General features: G+C 56.4%; 14 protein-coding genes. 5 read left to right on the top strand and 9 right to left on the bottom strand.

The genetic code is table 11. The annotated features are described in order from the left end of the window. Positions 1–544: 544 nt before the first annotated feature. Positions 545–2089 (bottom strand): MFS transporter, encoded by a 1545-nt coding sequence (locus tag ACUIAF_RS00390; RefSeq protein ID WP_015022183.1) that lies wholly within the window; start codon positions 2087–2089, stop codon positions 545–547. Positions 2090–2092: 3 nt separating this feature from the next. Beyond that, a complete protein-coding gene (locus tag ACUIAF_RS00385) occupies positions 2093–3406 on the bottom strand; it encodes a glycoside hydrolase family 28 protein (RefSeq protein ID WP_445338674.1) in 1314 nt (437 codons plus the stop codon). A gap of 129 nt (positions 3407–3535) precedes the next feature. On the opposite strand from ACUIAF_RS00385, the gene ACUIAF_RS00380 reads away from it, so the two are divergent. Further along, positions 3536–4504 carry an AraC family transcriptional regulator gene (locus tag ACUIAF_RS00380; protein WP_015022185.1) on the top strand — a complete coding sequence of 323 codons (969 nt, stop codon included), beginning with the start codon at positions 3536–3538 and terminating at the stop codon, positions 4502–4504. Between the two features lie 102 nt (positions 4505–4606). Here the strand turns inward: ACUIAF_RS00380 and ACUIAF_RS00375 are convergent, their stop codons facing one another. Further along, a complete protein-coding gene (locus tag ACUIAF_RS00375; RefSeq protein ID WP_445338672.1) occupies positions 4607–7261 on the bottom strand; it encodes a multicopper oxidase domain-containing protein in 2655 nt (884 codons plus the stop codon). 58 nt (positions 7262–7319) lie between these two features. Here ACUIAF_RS00375 and ACUIAF_RS00370 point away from each other — a divergent pair, with 58 nt between their 5' ends. The 3 genes from ACUIAF_RS00370 to ACUIAF_RS00360 are packed head-to-tail and all read left to right on the top strand — an operon-like array spanning position 7320 to position 9057. Then, positions 7320–8072, top strand: a complete 753-nt coding sequence (locus tag ACUIAF_RS00370; protein ID WP_445338670.1) for a helix-turn-helix transcriptional regulator — start codon at positions 7320–7322, stop codon at positions 8070–8072. Beyond that, on the top strand, positions 8069–8455 hold the full coding sequence (gene fdxA, locus ACUIAF_RS00365) for a ferredoxin (protein WP_029678651.1): 387 nt from the start codon (positions 8069–8071) through the stop codon (positions 8453–8455). Before ACUIAF_RS00370 ends, fdxA begins: the two co-directional genes overlap by 4 nt. Beyond that, positions 8452–9057: a DNA-3-methyladenine glycosylase gene (locus tag ACUIAF_RS00360; RefSeq protein ID WP_198203400.1), complete on the top strand. Its 606-nt coding sequence runs from the start codon at positions 8452–8454 to the stop codon at positions 9055–9057. Before fdxA ends, ACUIAF_RS00360 begins: the two co-directional genes overlap by 4 nt. A gap of 47 nt (positions 9058–9104) precedes the next feature. Here the strand turns inward: ACUIAF_RS00360 and ACUIAF_RS00355 are convergent, their stop codons facing one another. The 5 genes from ACUIAF_RS00355 to ACUIAF_RS00335 all read right to left on the bottom strand — a co-directional run bounded on the left by ACUIAF_RS00355 (position 9105) and on the right by ACUIAF_RS00335 (position 16493). After that, complete coding sequence (locus ACUIAF_RS00355) at positions 9105–10307, bottom strand: MFS transporter (RefSeq protein WP_445338668.1); 1203 nt, start codon at positions 10305–10307, stop codon at positions 9105–9107. A 101-nt stretch (positions 10308–10408) separates the two neighbouring features. Further along, positions 10409–11590: an SLC13 family permease gene (locus ACUIAF_RS00350; protein WP_198203540.1), complete on the bottom strand. Its 1182-nt coding sequence runs from the start codon at positions 11588–11590 to the stop codon at positions 10409–10411. A 245-nt stretch (positions 11591–11835) separates the two neighbouring features. Continuing rightward, positions 11836–13197 (bottom strand): uridine transporter UriT, encoded by a 1362-nt coding sequence (gene uriT, locus ACUIAF_RS00345; RefSeq protein ID WP_445339199.1) that lies wholly within the window; start codon positions 13195–13197, stop codon positions 11836–11838. Positions 13198–13289: 92 nt separating this feature from the next. Further along, entirely contained in the window at positions 13290–14234 is a 945-nt protein-coding gene (uriH, locus tag ACUIAF_RS00340) for a uridine-preferring nucleoside hydrolase UriH (RefSeq protein WP_015022193.1), read from the bottom strand. A 105-nt stretch (positions 14235–14339) separates the two neighbouring features. Beyond that, positions 14340–16493, bottom strand: a complete 2154-nt coding sequence (locus ACUIAF_RS00335; RefSeq protein ID WP_445338666.1) for a DUF2075 domain-containing protein — start codon at positions 16491–16493, stop codon at positions 14340–14342. A 67-nt stretch (positions 16494–16560) separates the two neighbouring features. On the opposite strand from ACUIAF_RS00335, the gene ACUIAF_RS00330 reads away from it, so the two are divergent. Next, a complete protein-coding gene (locus ACUIAF_RS00330) occupies positions 16561–16893 on the top strand; it encodes a nucleotide pyrophosphohydrolase (protein WP_015022195.1) in 333 nt (110 codons plus the stop codon). Between the two features lie 10 nt (positions 16894–16903). Here the strand turns inward: ACUIAF_RS00330 and ACUIAF_RS00325 are convergent, their stop codons facing one another. Beyond that, positions 16904–17677 (bottom strand): HAD family hydrolase, encoded by a 774-nt coding sequence (locus ACUIAF_RS00325; RefSeq protein ID WP_445338664.1) that lies wholly within the window; start codon positions 17675–17677, stop codon positions 16904–16906. Positions 17678–17995: the final 318 nt, after the last annotated feature.

Genomic DNA, 17995 nt, shown 5'->3' with positions numbered 1-17995 from the left:
GACATTGCAGAGTCATCCCTCACGAAGCTTGCATAGCCCTGCACGAGTGAGATATGAGCCTGGGTTCACCAGGTGCTGACGAAGGAAATTGACCGGCGATAGAAGTAGCGCATAAGGTATCTATGCGACGGCTGTGATTCGCGCCGCTGCCGCCATGCTCTGAGCAATCCAGGAGCACAATGATTCACTGGAACCGCTTTTATTTATGTACACGGCATGCGATGCGGTACGAGACAAAAAACAGGACTCGGCCGCACCGGGCACGAAACCAGTCGTCATATCCATGGACGAAGCATTGAGCCATCTGCTTATTCGAGGGGGCCGTATGACCCAGTAAGAGCAGACTCAGGTCAACAGCAGTGCCGCAGGGCCGAAATCAAGAAACGCAGATAAGTGAAATTTGCCGACTGCTGCTTGTCCATCGTCTCCCCCGCAGGCATCGGCATTCCCCTGCCTGTTTATTCTTTATCAAACCCAATACGTGGTCATGGCAAGGCCTGCCTAAAGCAATGCCTTGCCATGACCACGTCATCATTGAGTACTTCTACTGTCCGGTCTTCCAAACATCCTCATACCGGTAACCTGTCAGGTCCTCAACGACACGCTTGGTGTCTGGGTCGACATCGGCCTTGGAGCCACCAGCCTGCAGACGGTTGATCTCGTCTTTGATTATCTTGTGCGAATGCTGATCAAGGTTGAAGGTACGGGCCAGGTAGAGAGAATAGATGAAGCAAACGATTGGTACCAGGGCGAAAGCCACCATGATGCCCATTTTGGCCGAACCGCTCTGCACCGAGGCATGCTGGTTGAATCCGCTCAAAGTGAGAATCCAACCGATCAAGGCGGAGCCCAAAGCGCCTGTGACCTTGCGGGTAAAGGTCTGAACAGCAGCGAAGGCTCCAGCCCGCAGCTTCCCGGACACCATGGTGTCCACGTCCGGCACCAAAGGAATCACGTTCCAAACGGTGTACTCAGCCGTCTGCCTGCCTATCTGCCAGATTGCGGAAAGCAGGAAGACAAGGACGAACATGAATGTTGGGTTGAGCGTTATTCCCGAGAAGTAGACGATCGCGTACGTCGCCAGGACGAATAGCTGCAGGCCAAAGGCCGTCGTCCACAGTGGCTTGGGGCCCTTCCTCTGCATGAAGAAGGTGGCCACGGGGACGACCAGCATGCCAAGAATGGACAGACTGGATGCTGCCTGTGCATTGGCCTGACTCATGCCGATCAGGAAGATGGCATAGTAGAAGAAGGCGGTATTGAAGCAATCCTTGCCGAAGTAGGAGACAAAGTAAATAACCACAGTCCTGCGACAAGCCTTGGTTTTGAGTACCTGCAGGTAATCATTGGCGACTTCGCCCAGGCCCTTGTGCTTGTCCTGCTTATGGTTTGCTTCAAACTCCTGCACATGTTCAGGGGAGAACTCCCAGGTGGAGAAATAGGTGACCAAGGTCCCGGCTGCCAAGGCTATGCCAAAGATAATACCGGAAATCGTATAGGCGCTGCCGCTGTTCTCACCCAGCGCCTTGAGCAGGACGGCAGGCAGACCGGTCACGGCAAAGGTGCCGAAGGCCGAGATGAACATACGGACGGAGGAAAGCTTGACTCGCTCATCAGCATTGTCGGTCATTTCCGTAGCCAGGGTTTCATAGGCGATGTTATCGAAATCCTGCGCTGTTTCAAGAAGGAGAAGAACGACGAAATACCAGATGTAGGAACCCGGATGAATCGTGAAAAGCAGGGGGAAGCATATGGCCGTCAGGATTGCGCCGAACAGGAACAGCGTGTGTCGCCTTCCAAGCTTCCTGCCCACCCATGTAGAGAACAGGTGGTCACTGATGCCGCCCAGGATGCCGCAAATAGCCATATCCAAGAGCTTGAGGATGAGCAACATGGTGCCCACCAACCCGGCATTCAGGTTCGCATAGGTGGTCAGAAACACCATCAGATAGGATCCGACAAGCGTCCCCCAGGCAGAGCCATTGAGATCATTTAAGCCATAGCCCAGGCTGCGCAGGAAGGTGATCTTCTTCGGAGTGTATACCCAGCGCTTCGGAGACTTCGAAGCTGATTTTGTCTTGTTTGTCATCTGTTACCTTTGCTCTCCATTGATGTAAAGGTTGCGAACATTTATGGTTTTCAGCCCTCGATCTGCATCATGGAACAGGCCTTTGGTCGGTTCTGTATGCCAGGTCTCCATCAGCTCCTCCTCAGGGGCCAGATGCCATTCGAACTGATCGATGCTGACGTTTTCGATGGGACTCTCGGGGAGCCCAACGATGAAGGCGGCGGTTGAACGGACGTTGTCGGCCCGTACGTCTTCAATCCTGATATTGCGAATATGAGGGGTGGTCGCTTCCACCGGTTGCGCCGACTTGCTGAGGACGTAATCCTCCTCCTGGGGTAGAACCCCAGGTGCAAAATACATGCCCAGGACGATCGGGCACCAGCAGTGATCCATTTCAAGATGACGCAAGGTGATCCCCTCTATGGTGCCGCCGCGCCCCCGCCTGCTTTTCAGGCGTATGCCACGTTGAGTGCCTGAGAAGGTACATTTTTCCACATTCACGTCATTGATGCCTCCAGCGGTTTCGCTGCCAATGGCTATACCGCCGTGACTGGCCAGGATGGTGCAGTCTTTTACATTGACATGTGCCGTCGGCTTGTTGACGCGCAGTCCGTCGGGGCCACTGCCCGATTTGAGGGTGATGGCATCATCACCCACATCGAACAAAGAGTTCGACACAGCAACGTTCGTTGAAGAATCAATATCCAAAGCATCCGTATTAATGGCGTTCGCCGGGTTCCTGACAGTCACGCCATCAATGGTCACCTGCGTGCAATAGACAAAATGAATAGTCCAGAATGGCGAATTTTGAACAGTGATCCCCTTTAGTTTGACCGCCGCGCACTTCCAGAACTGTATAAGCGGAGGTCTCAGGAATTGCGTCGAAGGACGCGCCCCGCCACCTGCGCGTTCCTTGTAATCAGGGTTGAGCCTGGCAAGTTCCAGCTCGTAGTCTTCCTGCGGCTGCGTTCTGTCGGTGCGTTCGATCTGCGCAAAGGTACGCCACCACCATGCTCCATTGCCATCGATAATCCCCTCTCCGTCAATGGTTATATTGTGGCAGTCCGCCGCATAGAGCAGAGGATGCATGGCATGGCATTCAATCCCCTCCCATCGTGTCCAAATGGGCTTATACAGGTGTGGATCATTCTTGAATTTCAGAACCGCACCTTTTTCGAGAATGATGGTGAGATCGGAAATGAGCTCGAGCGGCCCTGTTTCCGTGGTCCCCTTGGGTATGGTCAGCACCCTCGCCCCATCGCATTTCGCCAAGTGATCTATAGCCTCTTGAATGCTGGAGAAATCACCGGCATTCACCGTCGTGGTATCTTTATTCATATAGTCAAGGACTCCTTTGTTTCCTCGTTTAACAAAATGATATGTAGGGCGACGATGTCCCCGTTCCAGAACTTGTGTAACAAAACCACAGGTCTGTTAGCGTTCCATAGAGGATGGCGGTCAAAGAAGATGGATATCGACAAGATACTATTCTCAATGAGTCAGGACGAGCTGAAAAACGTCCGAGAGCACAGGAAGATGACTGAAATCAAAAACAGTTCATTCACCCTGAAGAACGGCCGGGTCATTATCAGAGACTCATATTTTCTGAATGACAGAAAGGTCTATATCAGCAAGTGCTCAAGATTCGCCGACTATCCGGAACACGGCCACAGCTTTCTGGAGATGAACTACGTCTACTCCGGAAGCTCCAGTCAGACAGTGAACGGTCAGCAGCAACACCTCAATATGGGCGATCTGCTCCTCATGTCAAAAAACACCGTTCACGCAATTGCTGCGCCCAGCCGGGAGGACATCATAATCAACCTCATGTTTCCGGTCGAGAATTTTGATGCCAGCAGCCTGGGAAGCATCATGCACTACAACGCATATGTTTTTGACTTCCTCATGCACAATATGACCAGCCAGGACGAGAGCACATACATGATATTCAGGAGCTCAAAATACCCGACGATACAACAGCTGCTGAGGCAAATCATGGAAAAATACTATTCGGACAGCTATCTGACCGGCGAGATTATCCGACTGGAGGTCACAATCCTATTCATGGAACTGATCGAAAACGTACCCGTAGAGACGTATCGAGAGGATCAGCAGCAGGTCATTCATGATCCGGTACTGAAAGTCCTGCAGATGCTTCGGGAGAATGCCGCCGATCTGACACTGGAAGAAACCGCACGGGAGCTAGGTTATAACCGCAATTACCTGGGAAGCCTGATCAAGAAGCGCACAGGAAGAACGTTTAAGGAAATTCAGACTGACGAACGTCTCAACCGAGCGCATTTCCTGGCTGAGAATACACAGCTGCCGATGGACAAGATCATTGCCATGGTCGGCTGGAGCAATAAAACCTATTTTTACAAAAAATACCGAACCAGATACGGTTGTTTGCCACGCGGCAACGACGGAAGCAAATAGGACTTGCATCCGGGCTCCCAGAAATATCCTCACAACCACACACATATCCATAAAGGCGAAGAGAACATTTTTCTACATGGACGGCTACCGGCCTGCACACGTTCATGAAACCTGCAGGATGCCGTGGGCGCCCTTCTCGGCCAGGCTCATGACGTGGTTGACTATGGAATAGTCACCCGGCTGATCGACCCTGAGCTCGACAAAGCCGCCTTGGGCCGGCAACAAGGGCAGTACCTGCGCTCCGGCCGATGAGACAGAGGAATTACCTCCTGAACCTCCACCTATCAGATAACGGCCCTCGGTCCAGACCGTATCGAACTGGGTTCCCACGATATGGAAGGACAGCGGCTGGTTGGGTCCGGCATCCAGAACCCAGATGCGGACCCTTTGCCCCTTCCCCAGCTTGAGGGGATGGGCGTCATATTGAAAGGCCCGTCCGTTGAAGGTCATGATATCCGGGCTCATGGCCGCCACCCTTTCCGCATCGGCAGCCCCTCCATTGGACCCCAGATAGATCTCGGACTGGACCAGAACATATTCAGCAGCCACTGGCGGAAGGGCGCCGTCATCCACGACCACAGCCCCATACATGCCGTTGGCTATATGGTTTGACATGGGGTCGCTGCTGCAGTGGTACATCCAAATGCCAGCCCGATCAGCGGTGAAGGTGTACAGGAGCTCCTTGCCTGGCTCGATGTTGCGCATCATGGTCTGGGGGACGGCCGGACCAGCATGAAAGTCAATGGAATGGCTCATGCTTCCCCTGTTTCTGATGGTGACTTCAAAGGTGTCTCCCACCCGGCCTCTGAGCACCGGACCCTGGGCCAAGGGCCTCGACCCCTCATCCCGCGGATCGCCCTCATCATCAAAGCTCCATACCGTGCGCGTAAGCCCTGCTGCCACCTGCTCCTTACGTTCCTTGACATCCAGGGTGTACTTTCTGGTACCAGCCCTCCCCTGGTCATCCAGGGGCGAAAGAGTGGCCTTGGCAGGGTCGCTCTTCTCGGCCTGCGACTTGAGCTTGGATGCCGAAGGAACCTGGCTCATGGTCATCTTCCGAGCGGAGGACTGTACTTGCTCGGTAGTTGTTCCACCCCTGGCCTTGACCTTGAGCTCCATGCCCATCTGACGGTGTCCTGCCAGCGAGCACCATCCCAATGTGTCGCCGCTCAGGACGCCCACGTCGACCGAGACGCTCTGGCCTACAGGAACGGACCCCGTGCTCTTGCCATTGGCGAAAACCAAGTCGTGCCGCTGATCTCCGGTGTTCTCAAATTCTACAACCAACCGGTCGCCTGCATTGATGGTGATGGTATCCGGCACAAAGGCCATCCCCTTTACCCTGATTGATGCTCTGCTGGTGTGACCAGTCGGCTGGACGCTCTTTGACGATGCCTCCTGGACGCCTCCAGTATTGGGCGCAGCCCCGACCGAGACAGCCAGAGTCGGCCGGAAGGCCATCAAGACCACGGCGGCCACCAGGACCAGCACGGTAACCGATGTGGCAACCAGATCCGTCCTCAGGGCCAGGGTCCCGACATGTTCGGCTTGCGAGTCCTCGGGCTGGCGCCGACGGTAGCGTTTGGATGCCAGAACCTGCTTGCCGCGAGCAGCCAGGTAAACCACGGTCATCATCATGGAGAGGATTCCCAGGACGTTCAGCAGGTTTCCCGCCTTCCATAAGGGCGTGTAGAGCCGGATGGCTCCAAGAAGCCTGATCAGCAAGCCAACCTGCATAAGCGCCCAGGCGCCCCAGAGGAGGGGATGAAAAGGCAGGGGCCTGCGAATGACCGAGGGGACGATCATGCAGACATGGGCGATGACCATGGTCATGATGAATCCCACGGCCAAGGCATGCAACGCCATATCGCCCCAGTAGGTGCTGGAATCCAGAGGTGTCGCCATCCAGATGAGGGCAGCCAGAAGCCCCCAGGCGTAGGCCGACAGCATGCAGGTGCCCATGAATCCTGGCAGACCGCCATGCCGGAAGGTACCCTTGGCCACATCGTGACTGGCCATGACCAGGAGAAGCAGGCCCAAAGCCAATCCCAGAAGCGGATAACCGACCGAAGGTGCCATGGCTTGAACAGGCAGCATCAGGACGGTCAGGAGGCTCAGACCGAGAATTCCGGATTCAAGACGGATATCCGAGAAGACCGCCCTGGCCAGCTCCACCCGCTCCCCTACGATGGTCAGAATCAGAAAGAAGAGCCAGGTTGGAGCCAGAACCGAGGCGTCCAATCCTGCAACCCATCCAAAAGCTCCGACCAGACCCACCAGGGATCCGAGAACCTGTATGAGCACCTCTGCAGAAGGCTGACGATGCCAGATGGCCAGATACATGGCCGTCAGGACTAACATGGACAAAGTCCACGGAATGCCACCAAAAAGCTCCACCCTGACCCATGATGGGGCGGCAGCGCGGCTCGAAACTATGAGCGAGATCAGGCAAAGCAGGGACCCTAGCAAGCCCAAGGCAGGAGCGAGAAACCCCCAGGAGGGCTTCTTGGATCCGCCGCTGCGATAAGCCACCGCCCTCTCCAGACCAATGGCGGCGCCCAAAAACCCATAGACCATGAGCCCGCCGTGCAGATCAGCCAGGGGAACCCTGTCTGAAGGATGGATCAGGTCCGAACGAATCAGCGCCGCTACAAGGCCAAGCAGTGCAGCCAGACCTGCGCCTATGAGAAGGGCCATCCTGGATCTGGGCAAAGCGGTTCTGCCGCCGGACTTGCGCATCTTCTGGTCGTTCTGCATGGGTCTGTCCGCCTTGTCCTGGGTTGATAATTGATTTGATAGTTATACAATTTAATCGATGAGTCAGGAAATTCAAGCCCGCGAGCAATGGGTCCAAGCCCCCTACAGGCGCAGAAGCGGGGAAGAGATCCGCTCCGCAATCTTGGATTACCTGCATACGGCAGTCGAACAGACCGGCACAGGTCTTACCACACAGCAAATCGGGGCAACCTTCGGCATCCATCCGACGACCGCCCGTTTCCATCTTGAACGTCTGGTCGAACAAGGTGAGGCAGTCCGCCAGAGAAAGGACAGTGATGGTCAATCAGCCGGTCGAGGCAGACCGGCTGTCATCTACTCCCCCACATACATGAACCGAGCCAGGGAGGATATGATCTCCTCGCTCTGCATGGCTCTGGAAACCGCCTGCCCCGATACCCGAAGCAGAAACAGAGCCGCGCTGAAAGCGGGTATGGCCTGGGGCCGAACCCTGGCCAGGCAGAGCAGGGAAAATACAGAGAAGGACCTTCCATCGAGCGTCACTCAGACATTGTTGAATGCTCTGACCACCCTGGGTTTTGCACCGGTGAGATCGCAGCCGAATACAGCAAGCCTGTATCTGACCTCATGCCCCTTCTTGGACAACGTCGGCAGCCATCCCATTATCTGCACAATCCATCTGGGCATGATCCAAGGGCTCGTGGATGGCAGAAACAAGAAGGCCGGCGACAAACAAGCCAGCGTATCCTTGAAACCCTTGTCCTCACCAAAAGGCTGCTTTCTGAAAGTAGTGAAAGCGGATAGTCGATCAAAAGGGAGAGTAAAGCAATGACCTACGTGATTGCCCAGCCCTGCGTGGACGTCAAAGACAAGGCCTGCGTGGATGAATGCCCGGTGGATTGCATCTATGAGGGCCCCAGAAATCTGTACATCAACCCCAACGAATGCATCGACTGCGGTGCCTGCGAGCCTGTCTGCCCTGTAGAGGCAATCTTCTACGAGGAGGACCTGCCAGAGGAATGGACCTGGTTCAAGGATGCCTCCGAGGACTTCTTCGCCCAGGTCGGTGATGCCGGTGGCGCCCAGGCCCAGGGACCCTACGATCACGACCATCCACAGGTCGCCGCCCTGCCCCACCAGGATAATTTCGTCTGCATTCAGCCGGAATCACGCGGCCAGCGCGCGGTCTGGGTCCGCAAGGACCAGACGGAATGAAGACCGTTTCAAGCCAGGACAATCACCTGGTCTTCCCTGACTTTCTGGATCGCCCTGTGGATCAGGCAGCTCGGATGCTTCTGGGCTGCCTGATTATCCGGGACTACCAGTCGGAGGGGGAACAGGCCTGGGTTCGGATCGTGGAAACCGAGGCCTACGATCAGAATGATCCGGCCAGCCATGCCTACCATGGACGATCGGCGCGCAACGCTGCCCTCTTCGGCCCCAGCGGACACATGTATGTCTACTTCACTTATGGAATGCACTACTGCATGAATATCTCCTGCCAGGAGGACGGATTCGGGGCAGGTGTGCTGATTCGAGCCTGCCAGCCGGTGCAGGGTGTGGATCTTCTGCGCAGTCACAGGCACGGCCGCCACCCGGACCGTGAACTGACCAACGGTCCCGCCAAGCTCTGTCAGGCCTTAGACATCGACAAGCGCAACTACGGCCATGACCTCAGGAAACCGCCCATCCGCCTGGCAGCCGCCAGTCTGGACCAGGAAGAGACCATCACGGCAACCCCCCGAATTGGCATATCCCACGCCAAGGAGACCCTACGGAGGTTCATCATCACCGGCAACCCCTACCTGTCGCGATGATTAGACGAAGAATCTGCACTTCTGGCTTGTACAGCTTAAGGGGTGACTTATTGCTCAATGAAGCGGGATTCGACACAGCTCTGGAAGCGAACAAGCGAGAGAATGACAGCGGCCAGCAGAGCAATGATCAGCATGCCTATGAAACTGCCGGTTACCGGATTCAGTCCAAACGCTGTTGAGAAAGCCTTGAAAGCCCAGGTGGATGCCGTAAAACCAAGGCTGGTGGTGGCCGAGAAAACCCCCATGACCAAGGGATAGCGTCTGTGTGGAGTCAGGTTGGACAGGAGGAAGGGGCAGGTGGCCATATTGATGGCACTGCCCGAACCAACCAAGAAGGCCGATAAGCAGACCAGCAGGAAGGAGCGGGTGGTCAGGAAGAGCAGGGCGCCCAAGGCCATCAAAAGGAAGGCGGCCGGAATCGTCCATTGCCGGCAGACCCGCTTGATGCCGTTAATACTAAGCCCGATCACGACCGAGGAACCCGTGTTGAACATCAAGGCCACCCCGGCTGCACTGGTGCCGCCCAAACCGTACTTGGCTATGTAGACTGCGAGCTTGTTGTACAGGACCGCGACCAGGAAAATGCTCAGAAAACCGATGAGAATGCAAGAAATGGTAGCCCACCAGCATTGTCTGCCCTTCTGCGAGGGGGAGACTTGAGACTCTGTGGCCTTTTCCGACTCCTCCTCGACGGCACCGACTCCGGGGACCATGACGATGACCAAGACCAGGGCAGGCAAGGCCAGGAAATAGAGCCAATAGTTGTGCAGCCACCCTCCCTTGGCCAGGACACCGCCCAGGGCAAGGACCAGCATGGAAGAGCCATCCTGAACAGCCAGGACCAGCCCCATCAGCGCCGCCAACTGCTTCCCGCGGAAGAACCTGGCCGACAGGCTGGGGAGAACTGTAGTGGCGATGCCCACGCCGAATCCGACAACCAAGGCAAACAAGAGCAGCTGGCTTACACTGCTATGCACCAAAAGGGGCATCAAGCCGCCCAGGGCGACACACAGACAACTGATGCAGGCAGCGGTTCTGAAACTCATTCTGGTCAAGAGCTGACCGAATAAAAGGGCGGAAACTATGGCCGCCGAAGAACCGATGGAAACCACCGACTCAACGGTGGAAGGATCAGCGCGAGGAAAGGATGCCTGAATGGCCGCCACGGAAGGAGAGATGATGGAGTCAAACCGCGACATGATAGCCAAAGCCATGATTCCGACCAGAACCCCAAGGTTCCGTCTGGTCAATATCCCTGTGTCCTTGGACTTAGACTCGCACGGGTCCGGTTCCACCGTTGCTGCCTCCCTCTCAATGTCAGCGGCACCATTCCTGGTTGATGGTGGGTAGTCTACTCCAGCAGCAGGGCCATGCCAACCAACACGACGAGGAAGAGCAGATTAAAAGCAGTATAGATTTTCAGGTACTCACCTTTCTTGCTCGGATACTGCTTGACCACAGCCTTGTAGGAGATCAGCGAGGCCATTGAAGCGACCAAGGTTCCGAGCCCGCCCAGGTTGGTGCCCAGAATGATCGGGCGCCAGGCTGTCGAAAAACCTGAGACCAGGAGTGCTGTGGGCACATTGCTGATGACCTGGCTGCACAGGACCGAGGTAATCAAAGGGTGGATATTGACCAGGCCGCTGACCAGGTTATAAAACTGGGGAATCCTCCTGGCATTGCCTATGAAAATGAAGAAGGCCACGAAGGTCAGCAGCAGACCCCAGTCAACATGCAGAAAGACCCGCCTGTCGCAGATCAGAAAGGTCACAACCACCACCAGGACCATGGTCCACTGGGGAATCAGCTTGGCCACACCAAGCAGGCAGACAAGAAAAAGAAGAAGGTAGATGGCGATGCGCCATCCGCTGGACCGTTGCATCTCCTTGACCTGAGGCTGTATCCCCTCCTCCCTGGGCGCTAGTATGCTGTGACGAATCTCTTGTGCATCCATGCCCTCGAACTTGTCCAAATGCTGATTCCTGAAAGCGAACCAGCAGCACACGAAGAGCATCAGGGCCGCCACCAGAGCGTAGGGCGCCATAAGGAGGAGAAACTCCCCAGTAGGCATCTCGGAGCGGGCCTTGAGGTATAAGTTGTGAGCATTGCCAATCGGGGTCAGCATGCTGCCCACATTGGCGCCCAGGGTCATCAGGGTGACGATCAGCAGGGCATGGCTTTCCAGACCGGCCATGATGAGCACAGCAACGGCGAAGGGCACGAAAGTAACCAGGGCTACATCGTTCGTGATGAACATACTGGAGAAGAAAGGCAGGGAAACCAGGACCAAGGCCAGGCCCCGCACCGAGCGGACGCGACTCAGTAGGCCGGCACCAATGGCATGGAAGACCCCAATCCGCTGAAATCCGCAGACCACCATCATCAGGGAACCCAGCTGGGTAAGGGTATTGACGTGGATGTAGCCCAGATACTGTCGGTCGGGAGGAATGAGAATGCAGGATACGAGAGCGATGACTGCCGCGACGACCAGGACGGTCTCGTTTTTCAGCAGTCCGATCACCCGATGTTGCATGGTCACCTCCGGCGAACGAATTCCTCACTTAGTTTACGCGCCCGCCCCCAGCTAACAGGGCCTTGCCAGGCGTTATTTTCCGCTTCTGAGCCTATGGTCGGGGTACACCGGACTTACTGGCCGCTAGCTTGTCTGGCCCCGACTTTTGACCCTTGTCGAATAGGCACAGAGTCGGATGCCCATTAAACATGAACAGGGGTCCTGCGGATAGGTTGCACTCGCAGGACCCCTGTCAGATGGCAATATTACTTGTCGTTCATTCGTTCCGGATCGGGAATCAGGTAGGACAGTGCCAGGGCAACCAGCACCAGCACTCCGCCTCCGATCATGGCCGCCACATAGCCGGCACGAGCTCCCCCGGACACCGCCAGACCGCTCATGAACGCGTAGAGGACCGCATAGCTCAGGCCTGAGCCCAGGTTGAAGGCGCCGGCGTTGAGTCCCGGCAGATAACCGGTGTTGTCCGCAGGAGACAGAACCACACCCAGCCCGTTGAGCATGATGTTGGCCGTCCCCGCATAGGAGACACCCAGGATCAGGGAGAGGAGCACCAGACTCCAGATGCTGGGAACCAGGCAGACGTAAATACCAAAGACCAGTCCCAGCACGCTGACCAACTGACCCACCCTCAGAACCTTGAGGTAGCCGAAGCGCGAGGCCAGCATCCCGGCAACCGGGCCAAAGACCAGACCGACCAGGGCATAGGGGGTCAGCGTCGCAAAGGAGACGATGCTGGCCTTCAAGCCGACACCTACCTCGCCATCCTGGGCAAGGGCCGGAACGATCCCGTTCATGATGGCGAAGACACCGACCATGGTGGTGAGAGTCGTCAGCAGAAGTCCCCAGGTGCGCCGCTGTCTGAGATAGGTGGTGGTGACCATGGGTGCCGACGTGGTGCTCTCGACTTTCCAGAAAATCATGAAGAAGACCGCAGCCACCAGGATCTCGACAATCACCAGGATCCAGCGCGCCTGGGCCAGTTTCTCGACCTCATTGATAGCCAGGTAGGCCGCCAGGAAGGCGATGCAGAGGAAGACCACACCGGCCCAGTCCATGCGGGGGCGATCGTCTGCATAGCTCTCACGTGCGAAGAGGGCCACCAGGAGTACGGCGATCACAGCAATGGCCACCATGAACCAGAAGACCGAGCGGAAACCGAAAGTGCCGGCCAGCCACCCGCCTAAGATGGCATCCACGCCGCCGATGCCGCCGTTGACCGCCGTCAAAACGGCCATGAGCCTGGCGTATCGGGCCTCATCGGTCACCTCGGCATGCAGCATGATCAGGGTCATGGGCACGACCGGACCAGCCACCCCCTGAATGACGCGACCAATCATGAGCACCGTCACATTGGGAGCCAGGGCGGAAACCACACATCCCAGGGCCGTCAGGCTCAACATGCCCAACAGCACCTTCTTGCGGCCGGCCAGATCGCCCAGCCGAGGCAGGAATAGGGAGAAGACCGCACAGGAGGTGAAGAACACCGTTTGTGTCAGACCGATGCTGGAGCTGCTGGCATTGAGCTCGGTCCCCATGGTCGTCAGAGCCGGCGAGAGCATGGATGCGTTGAGCTGGAAGGCGAAGACGGCGGCCATAAGGGCTGTCATCAGAGCCACGATTGAAGAGCCTGAGCCGCCAGCGGTTGTGTTGGTAGACTTGTCAGTCTTGGGTGCGGCTGTGTTCGAAGTCTTCATTGATCTCATCCAATCGCGGTGATGGCCTTGACCACCAGGTCCCAGAATCCCTGGAAGTCCAGTTTGACGGCCACCTGGGTGTGGCAGTCCTCGGCAGAGGGCTCAGGGCCGCGCAGATCGGCCACGGTCATCCCGCAGGTCAGATCCCCGCGCAGTTCCACATCCACCGGGCAACGACGGGTGCTCACAATAGAGGGGTCAATCAGATAGGCCACAGTGCAGGGATCATGCACGGGCGGGTCCACGAAGTCCTGGTTGTCCTGGTAGGACTTGCGGAAGAAGTCCATCAGCCCGCTGACGAAGTGGGCCAGATCGGTGCCGATGCCCTCGATGCGCTGCTGAACCTCTGGTGTGCACAGGGCCTGATGAGTCAGGTCCAGCCCCACCATGGTGACCGGCCAAGACTCATTGAAGACGATATGAGCAGCCTCGGGATCCACCTTGATGTTGAATTCAGCGACAGCACTCCAATTGCCTACATGGTAGCCACCACCCATGAGCACAACCTCACGGACGCGGTCGACAATGCGGGGTTCCTTACGAACGGCCATGGCGATGTTGGTCAGGGGTCCAGTGGGGACCAGGGTCACTGTGCCCGGCTCCTCGCGCATAATGGTCTCGATGATCCAATCGACGGCGTGGCCGGGATCCAGGGGCCGGGTAGGTTCAGGCAGCTCGACACCGTCCAGGCCGGTCTGGCCATGAATTGAAGCAGCTACCTCCTGAGGACGCACCAACGGCCTATCGCATCCGGCATGGACCGGCACCTGGCGCGCATGAGCCTTTTCAAGCACAGCCCTCGCATTGTAGGTAACCTTGTCCAGACTCTGGTTGCCGCCAACCGTAGTCACCCCGATCAGGTCGATTCGCGGATCGCCTACTGCCAGAAGGATAGCCACCGCATCGTCATGACCTGGATCGCAGTCCAGGATGATCTTGCGCGTCGTCATATACTCGCCTACACCTTTCTCATGAACATGTCCTGGGCCATGGACCATGGCCCAGGACATGATACCGCCGATTGGCATTCAATCGATGTAGGCGCGTTAGGCCGGTCAGTCCCGAACTTGGGCGAACCCACCCACAGCCCAGGCCAGTCGACTCCGAAGCTCAGGGTCCACCGCAAATAGCCCCAATCCGTGTACCCCTCGTTTGAGCAGCACATTAAACTCGTGCCGAAGATTGTCTACGGGATCCATCTCCGGCTCAGACCGCTGGTTGGTCGCCAATGTGTTGCAACTGAGCTTCGGTTCGAATTCGATCTTCCCATTCCTGTAGGTGACCGAGGGCCCGATGATGACTCCCGCGTAGTTGAGGTCAAAACCTTGGATGGTGAAGATGGAGCCCACTTCATCAATGGTGAAAGGCAGCTCGGCCCAGGCGATCCGGTGATTTGCAGCAGAGTTTCCCTGGGATTCATATAGTTCGTAATTCCAGGGCATGGCAAATTCACCTTCGCCGTCCTGACCCTCTTCGGCCCACACCCACTGGCCTGAATCCTCTTGGTGCAGTACAACCTGCCAATGTCGGGAGGGATCATGTGAATCCGGATGATTCTTGCTGCTGTAAGGCCAGTCATAGGTGGCCAGGAGTCGGCAAAGGCCCAAGGACCCCTTGCTTTTTTGCCCCTGGTCCTTTTGCCGAATGAACTTCCTTAAATACTTAGGTGAGTCAAAAACTCTTATCTCATATGGGTGCTCCCAGGGATCCGGATGCAGTGGGCCGATGACGCCATCCTTGGCTGTTATCCGATCCAGCCAGGCGCATGTCGCAGGATCAGCCTGAATGCGCATCTGTTGATCCAAACGAACATGACTGACCTGGAAAGTATCCTCGCGTACATGCTGACCGTCCCGCGACTTTTCGCGGATGAGCATGGATTGCGAGAAAGTCTTGTCATGTTCAGAACCCGTCAATCCCAGGAGCCGACTTTCCTGGGCATCCACGAACTGGGATCCACGCAGGACCTGTTCCGGGTCGAAAACCACAATCGCCACTTTTGCCCGCCGCAATATGTCATAGAGCTGATTGCTTCCGGAGTAGCTCTGCGACCCTTGTGTCAGAAGCAGATGCGCCTCGTCAATCAGCACAACATCCGCCTGAGCGTCGACGCTATTCATAGGGTCCGCTGCCCTGCCTGTGGACCGGCCATTTCGATTGGTCTGCTTGCTGAAACGATTGATGAACTGGACAGCGCCAACCACGCACTGTCCGCGTTTCTTTTGCAATCCCAGCTTCAGAGCCATCTGGTTGTAGACATTAGCCTGCTCGGTCTGGTTGACAATGATGTAGGAACGCTGCCTGGCCTTCGCCGAACGGTTATCGTCATTGCCGTTCAAGTTTCCATAGATGCCGTACCTGGCACATATCTGATAGAAGAGATGGCTGAGCAAAACGGTCTTGCCAGTTCCTGACATGCCCTGAACGACAATGACCTGGGTATGCGCTTTATCCTTGATCCGAACCGGGCCTATCGATTCCGTCATCGAGTGGAAACCCTCGCCTGGGTTTTGAATAATGACCGACTCCAGCACATGCAGAACAGCTTCTTCGGCTCGCCGTTGTTCGTCGGTGAGCTTGCGGAAGGGCGAGGCCTTGAACAGGGCGGAGTCCAGAATCGCCTTCTCTTCCGGGAACAGATCGGGCTCCATTTCGTGCAGGGTCTGCCAAGCCTTGGAAAAGATGCTGTCGAATTCATCACTGGTGTAATACATGTCCTGAGCATTGGTTCGACGGTTCATGACCAGCTTGACTGCATCGACGCTCTGCATATACCCCATCAACCGATTTTCCATATCCAGGGTCAGGGACTTGTTGAAGTGGCGATCACCGATGATGTACTGGCAGACCCTGTCTCGGTGATTGCGCATGAATCGCACCAGGCGTTCCCAATCCGTGCGGGTTCGTGGATCCAGCTCGATGTGCTGCCTGGTCCGAGAACGGATGTCATTGGTTTCCCCGACGTAAACCACGTAAGGGGACCCACCGCCATGCTTTTTGCTGCTGTCCCTTTCGTCAGCAGAGACAATATATACAGTGGGATAGCGTAGGAACAGCTCCTCAAGCAGCCTCTGCTCCAAATGACTGCCCTGACTGCCAACAACTTTCGCCTGCTTGTACTCTGCAATGGCCTTGGAAAAATCCTCATCTCTGAAGTTGCCATAGGGCAGCGTCATCACCACAGGCTGCGGCGCGCTTGATGAATCCATGATTTTCACTATGCCACAAACCCATACCAATCTGATGCAAGGAGGGCCGGCTGATAGGCTCGAAATCATGATCAGCAAGGAAACGGTAACAGCGGTGATGGATTTTGTCCACGAGCGCGACTGGGATCAATTCCACACGCCCGCCAACCTGGCCAAATCAATCTGCATCGAAGCGGCCGAACTCCTGGAATGCTATCAGTGGGGAGACGATCCCAGGGACGGAGACGAAGGCCATGTAACCGACGAACTGGCTGACGTGCTCACTTATTGCATCCAGCTGGCGGATCGGCTGGATCTGGACATGGATCGAATCATCATGGACAAACTGCAAAGGACGGCCGACAGGTACCCGGTGGCTACTTCGCGCGGCTCCAGCCGAAAATACCGGCCGCTACAGTAGTCCTAACGATTCAGCAAGTCTGCGCAGCCGGCGACCCCAATCGTCCAAGTCGCCTGGCAACCAGTGCAGAAAAATCATCCAAGTTGACTCCAACATAGCTATTTATGGAAGCGAACTGAGGGCCTGATGAGGTGTCGACCGGGTTGGTGCCGGTATAGGCAACTGTGGTGGCTCCCGAGGCTACAGCCGAAGTGATGCCGGTCAAAGTATCCTCGAAAGCCAAACAGGATGCCATCAAATCAGGGCTGTTGATGCCCACCAGACTGGCCGCATGCAGATATGGGGCGGGATCGGGTTTCTGCGCCAGCCCATCGTCCCCGCAAACATAGTCGGCAAAAGCCCCCTCGGGTGCCTTGGCGACCACCGCCTGAGCCATGCGGCGTGGCGAAGTAGTGACCAGAATCGAGGGAATGCCAGCCTCAACAAGGTCCGCCAGGATGTCACGGACCCCTTCAATCCAGGGCATGTGATGCTCCTCCATGGCAATCACTCCATCGATCAACAGGTCAGGAATCTGATTCTCAGGAACGTTAAGACCCCGCTCACGCATCACCTTTGCCACTCTGGTCAAAGGTTTGCCGGAGACCTGCCAACCCATGTCGGCATTCCAGTCTCCTCCATGCTCGCGCGCTAAATCGACCTCCGCCTGATGCCAGTAGGGCTCTGAGTCGATCAGGGTTCCGTCCATGTCCCAGAAGACTGCAAGCGGTTGGCGACCCACAGCAGACCGGACTTTGTCAGTCGACCCGGCACGACTTTCTTTCTTTTGATGCTCCATGTTCATGCATTCACCCTATCGGCAGGACTTGTCTTGAAAATGGCGTCACCCACACTACTTTGCGTGAAGGTCCGGCCAGGGCGCAGGCAGCAACTCATCCAGGCCCACATCGAGCACTTGAGCAACTGCCATTACGTTGATCAAACTGGGATTGGCCGGACTTCCGGGTCGTGACTGCCCATGCTCCAACTGTTGATATGCGAATCGGGAAAGATTCGCATTATAGGCGACGAACTCTTGGCTGTAATGCAAAGCCGTCCTTCGGCGTTGTATGTTCATGCCTAATACCAGGGCGTACTCCGCCCATCCGTTCGGTACTTGAGA

The sequence above is a fragment of the Bifidobacterium sp. ESL0822 genome (genome assembly GCF_052606675.1).
The sequence above is the reverse complement of the archived record's forward strand: the minus strand, read 5'-3'. Positions and strand labels throughout refer to the sequence as shown.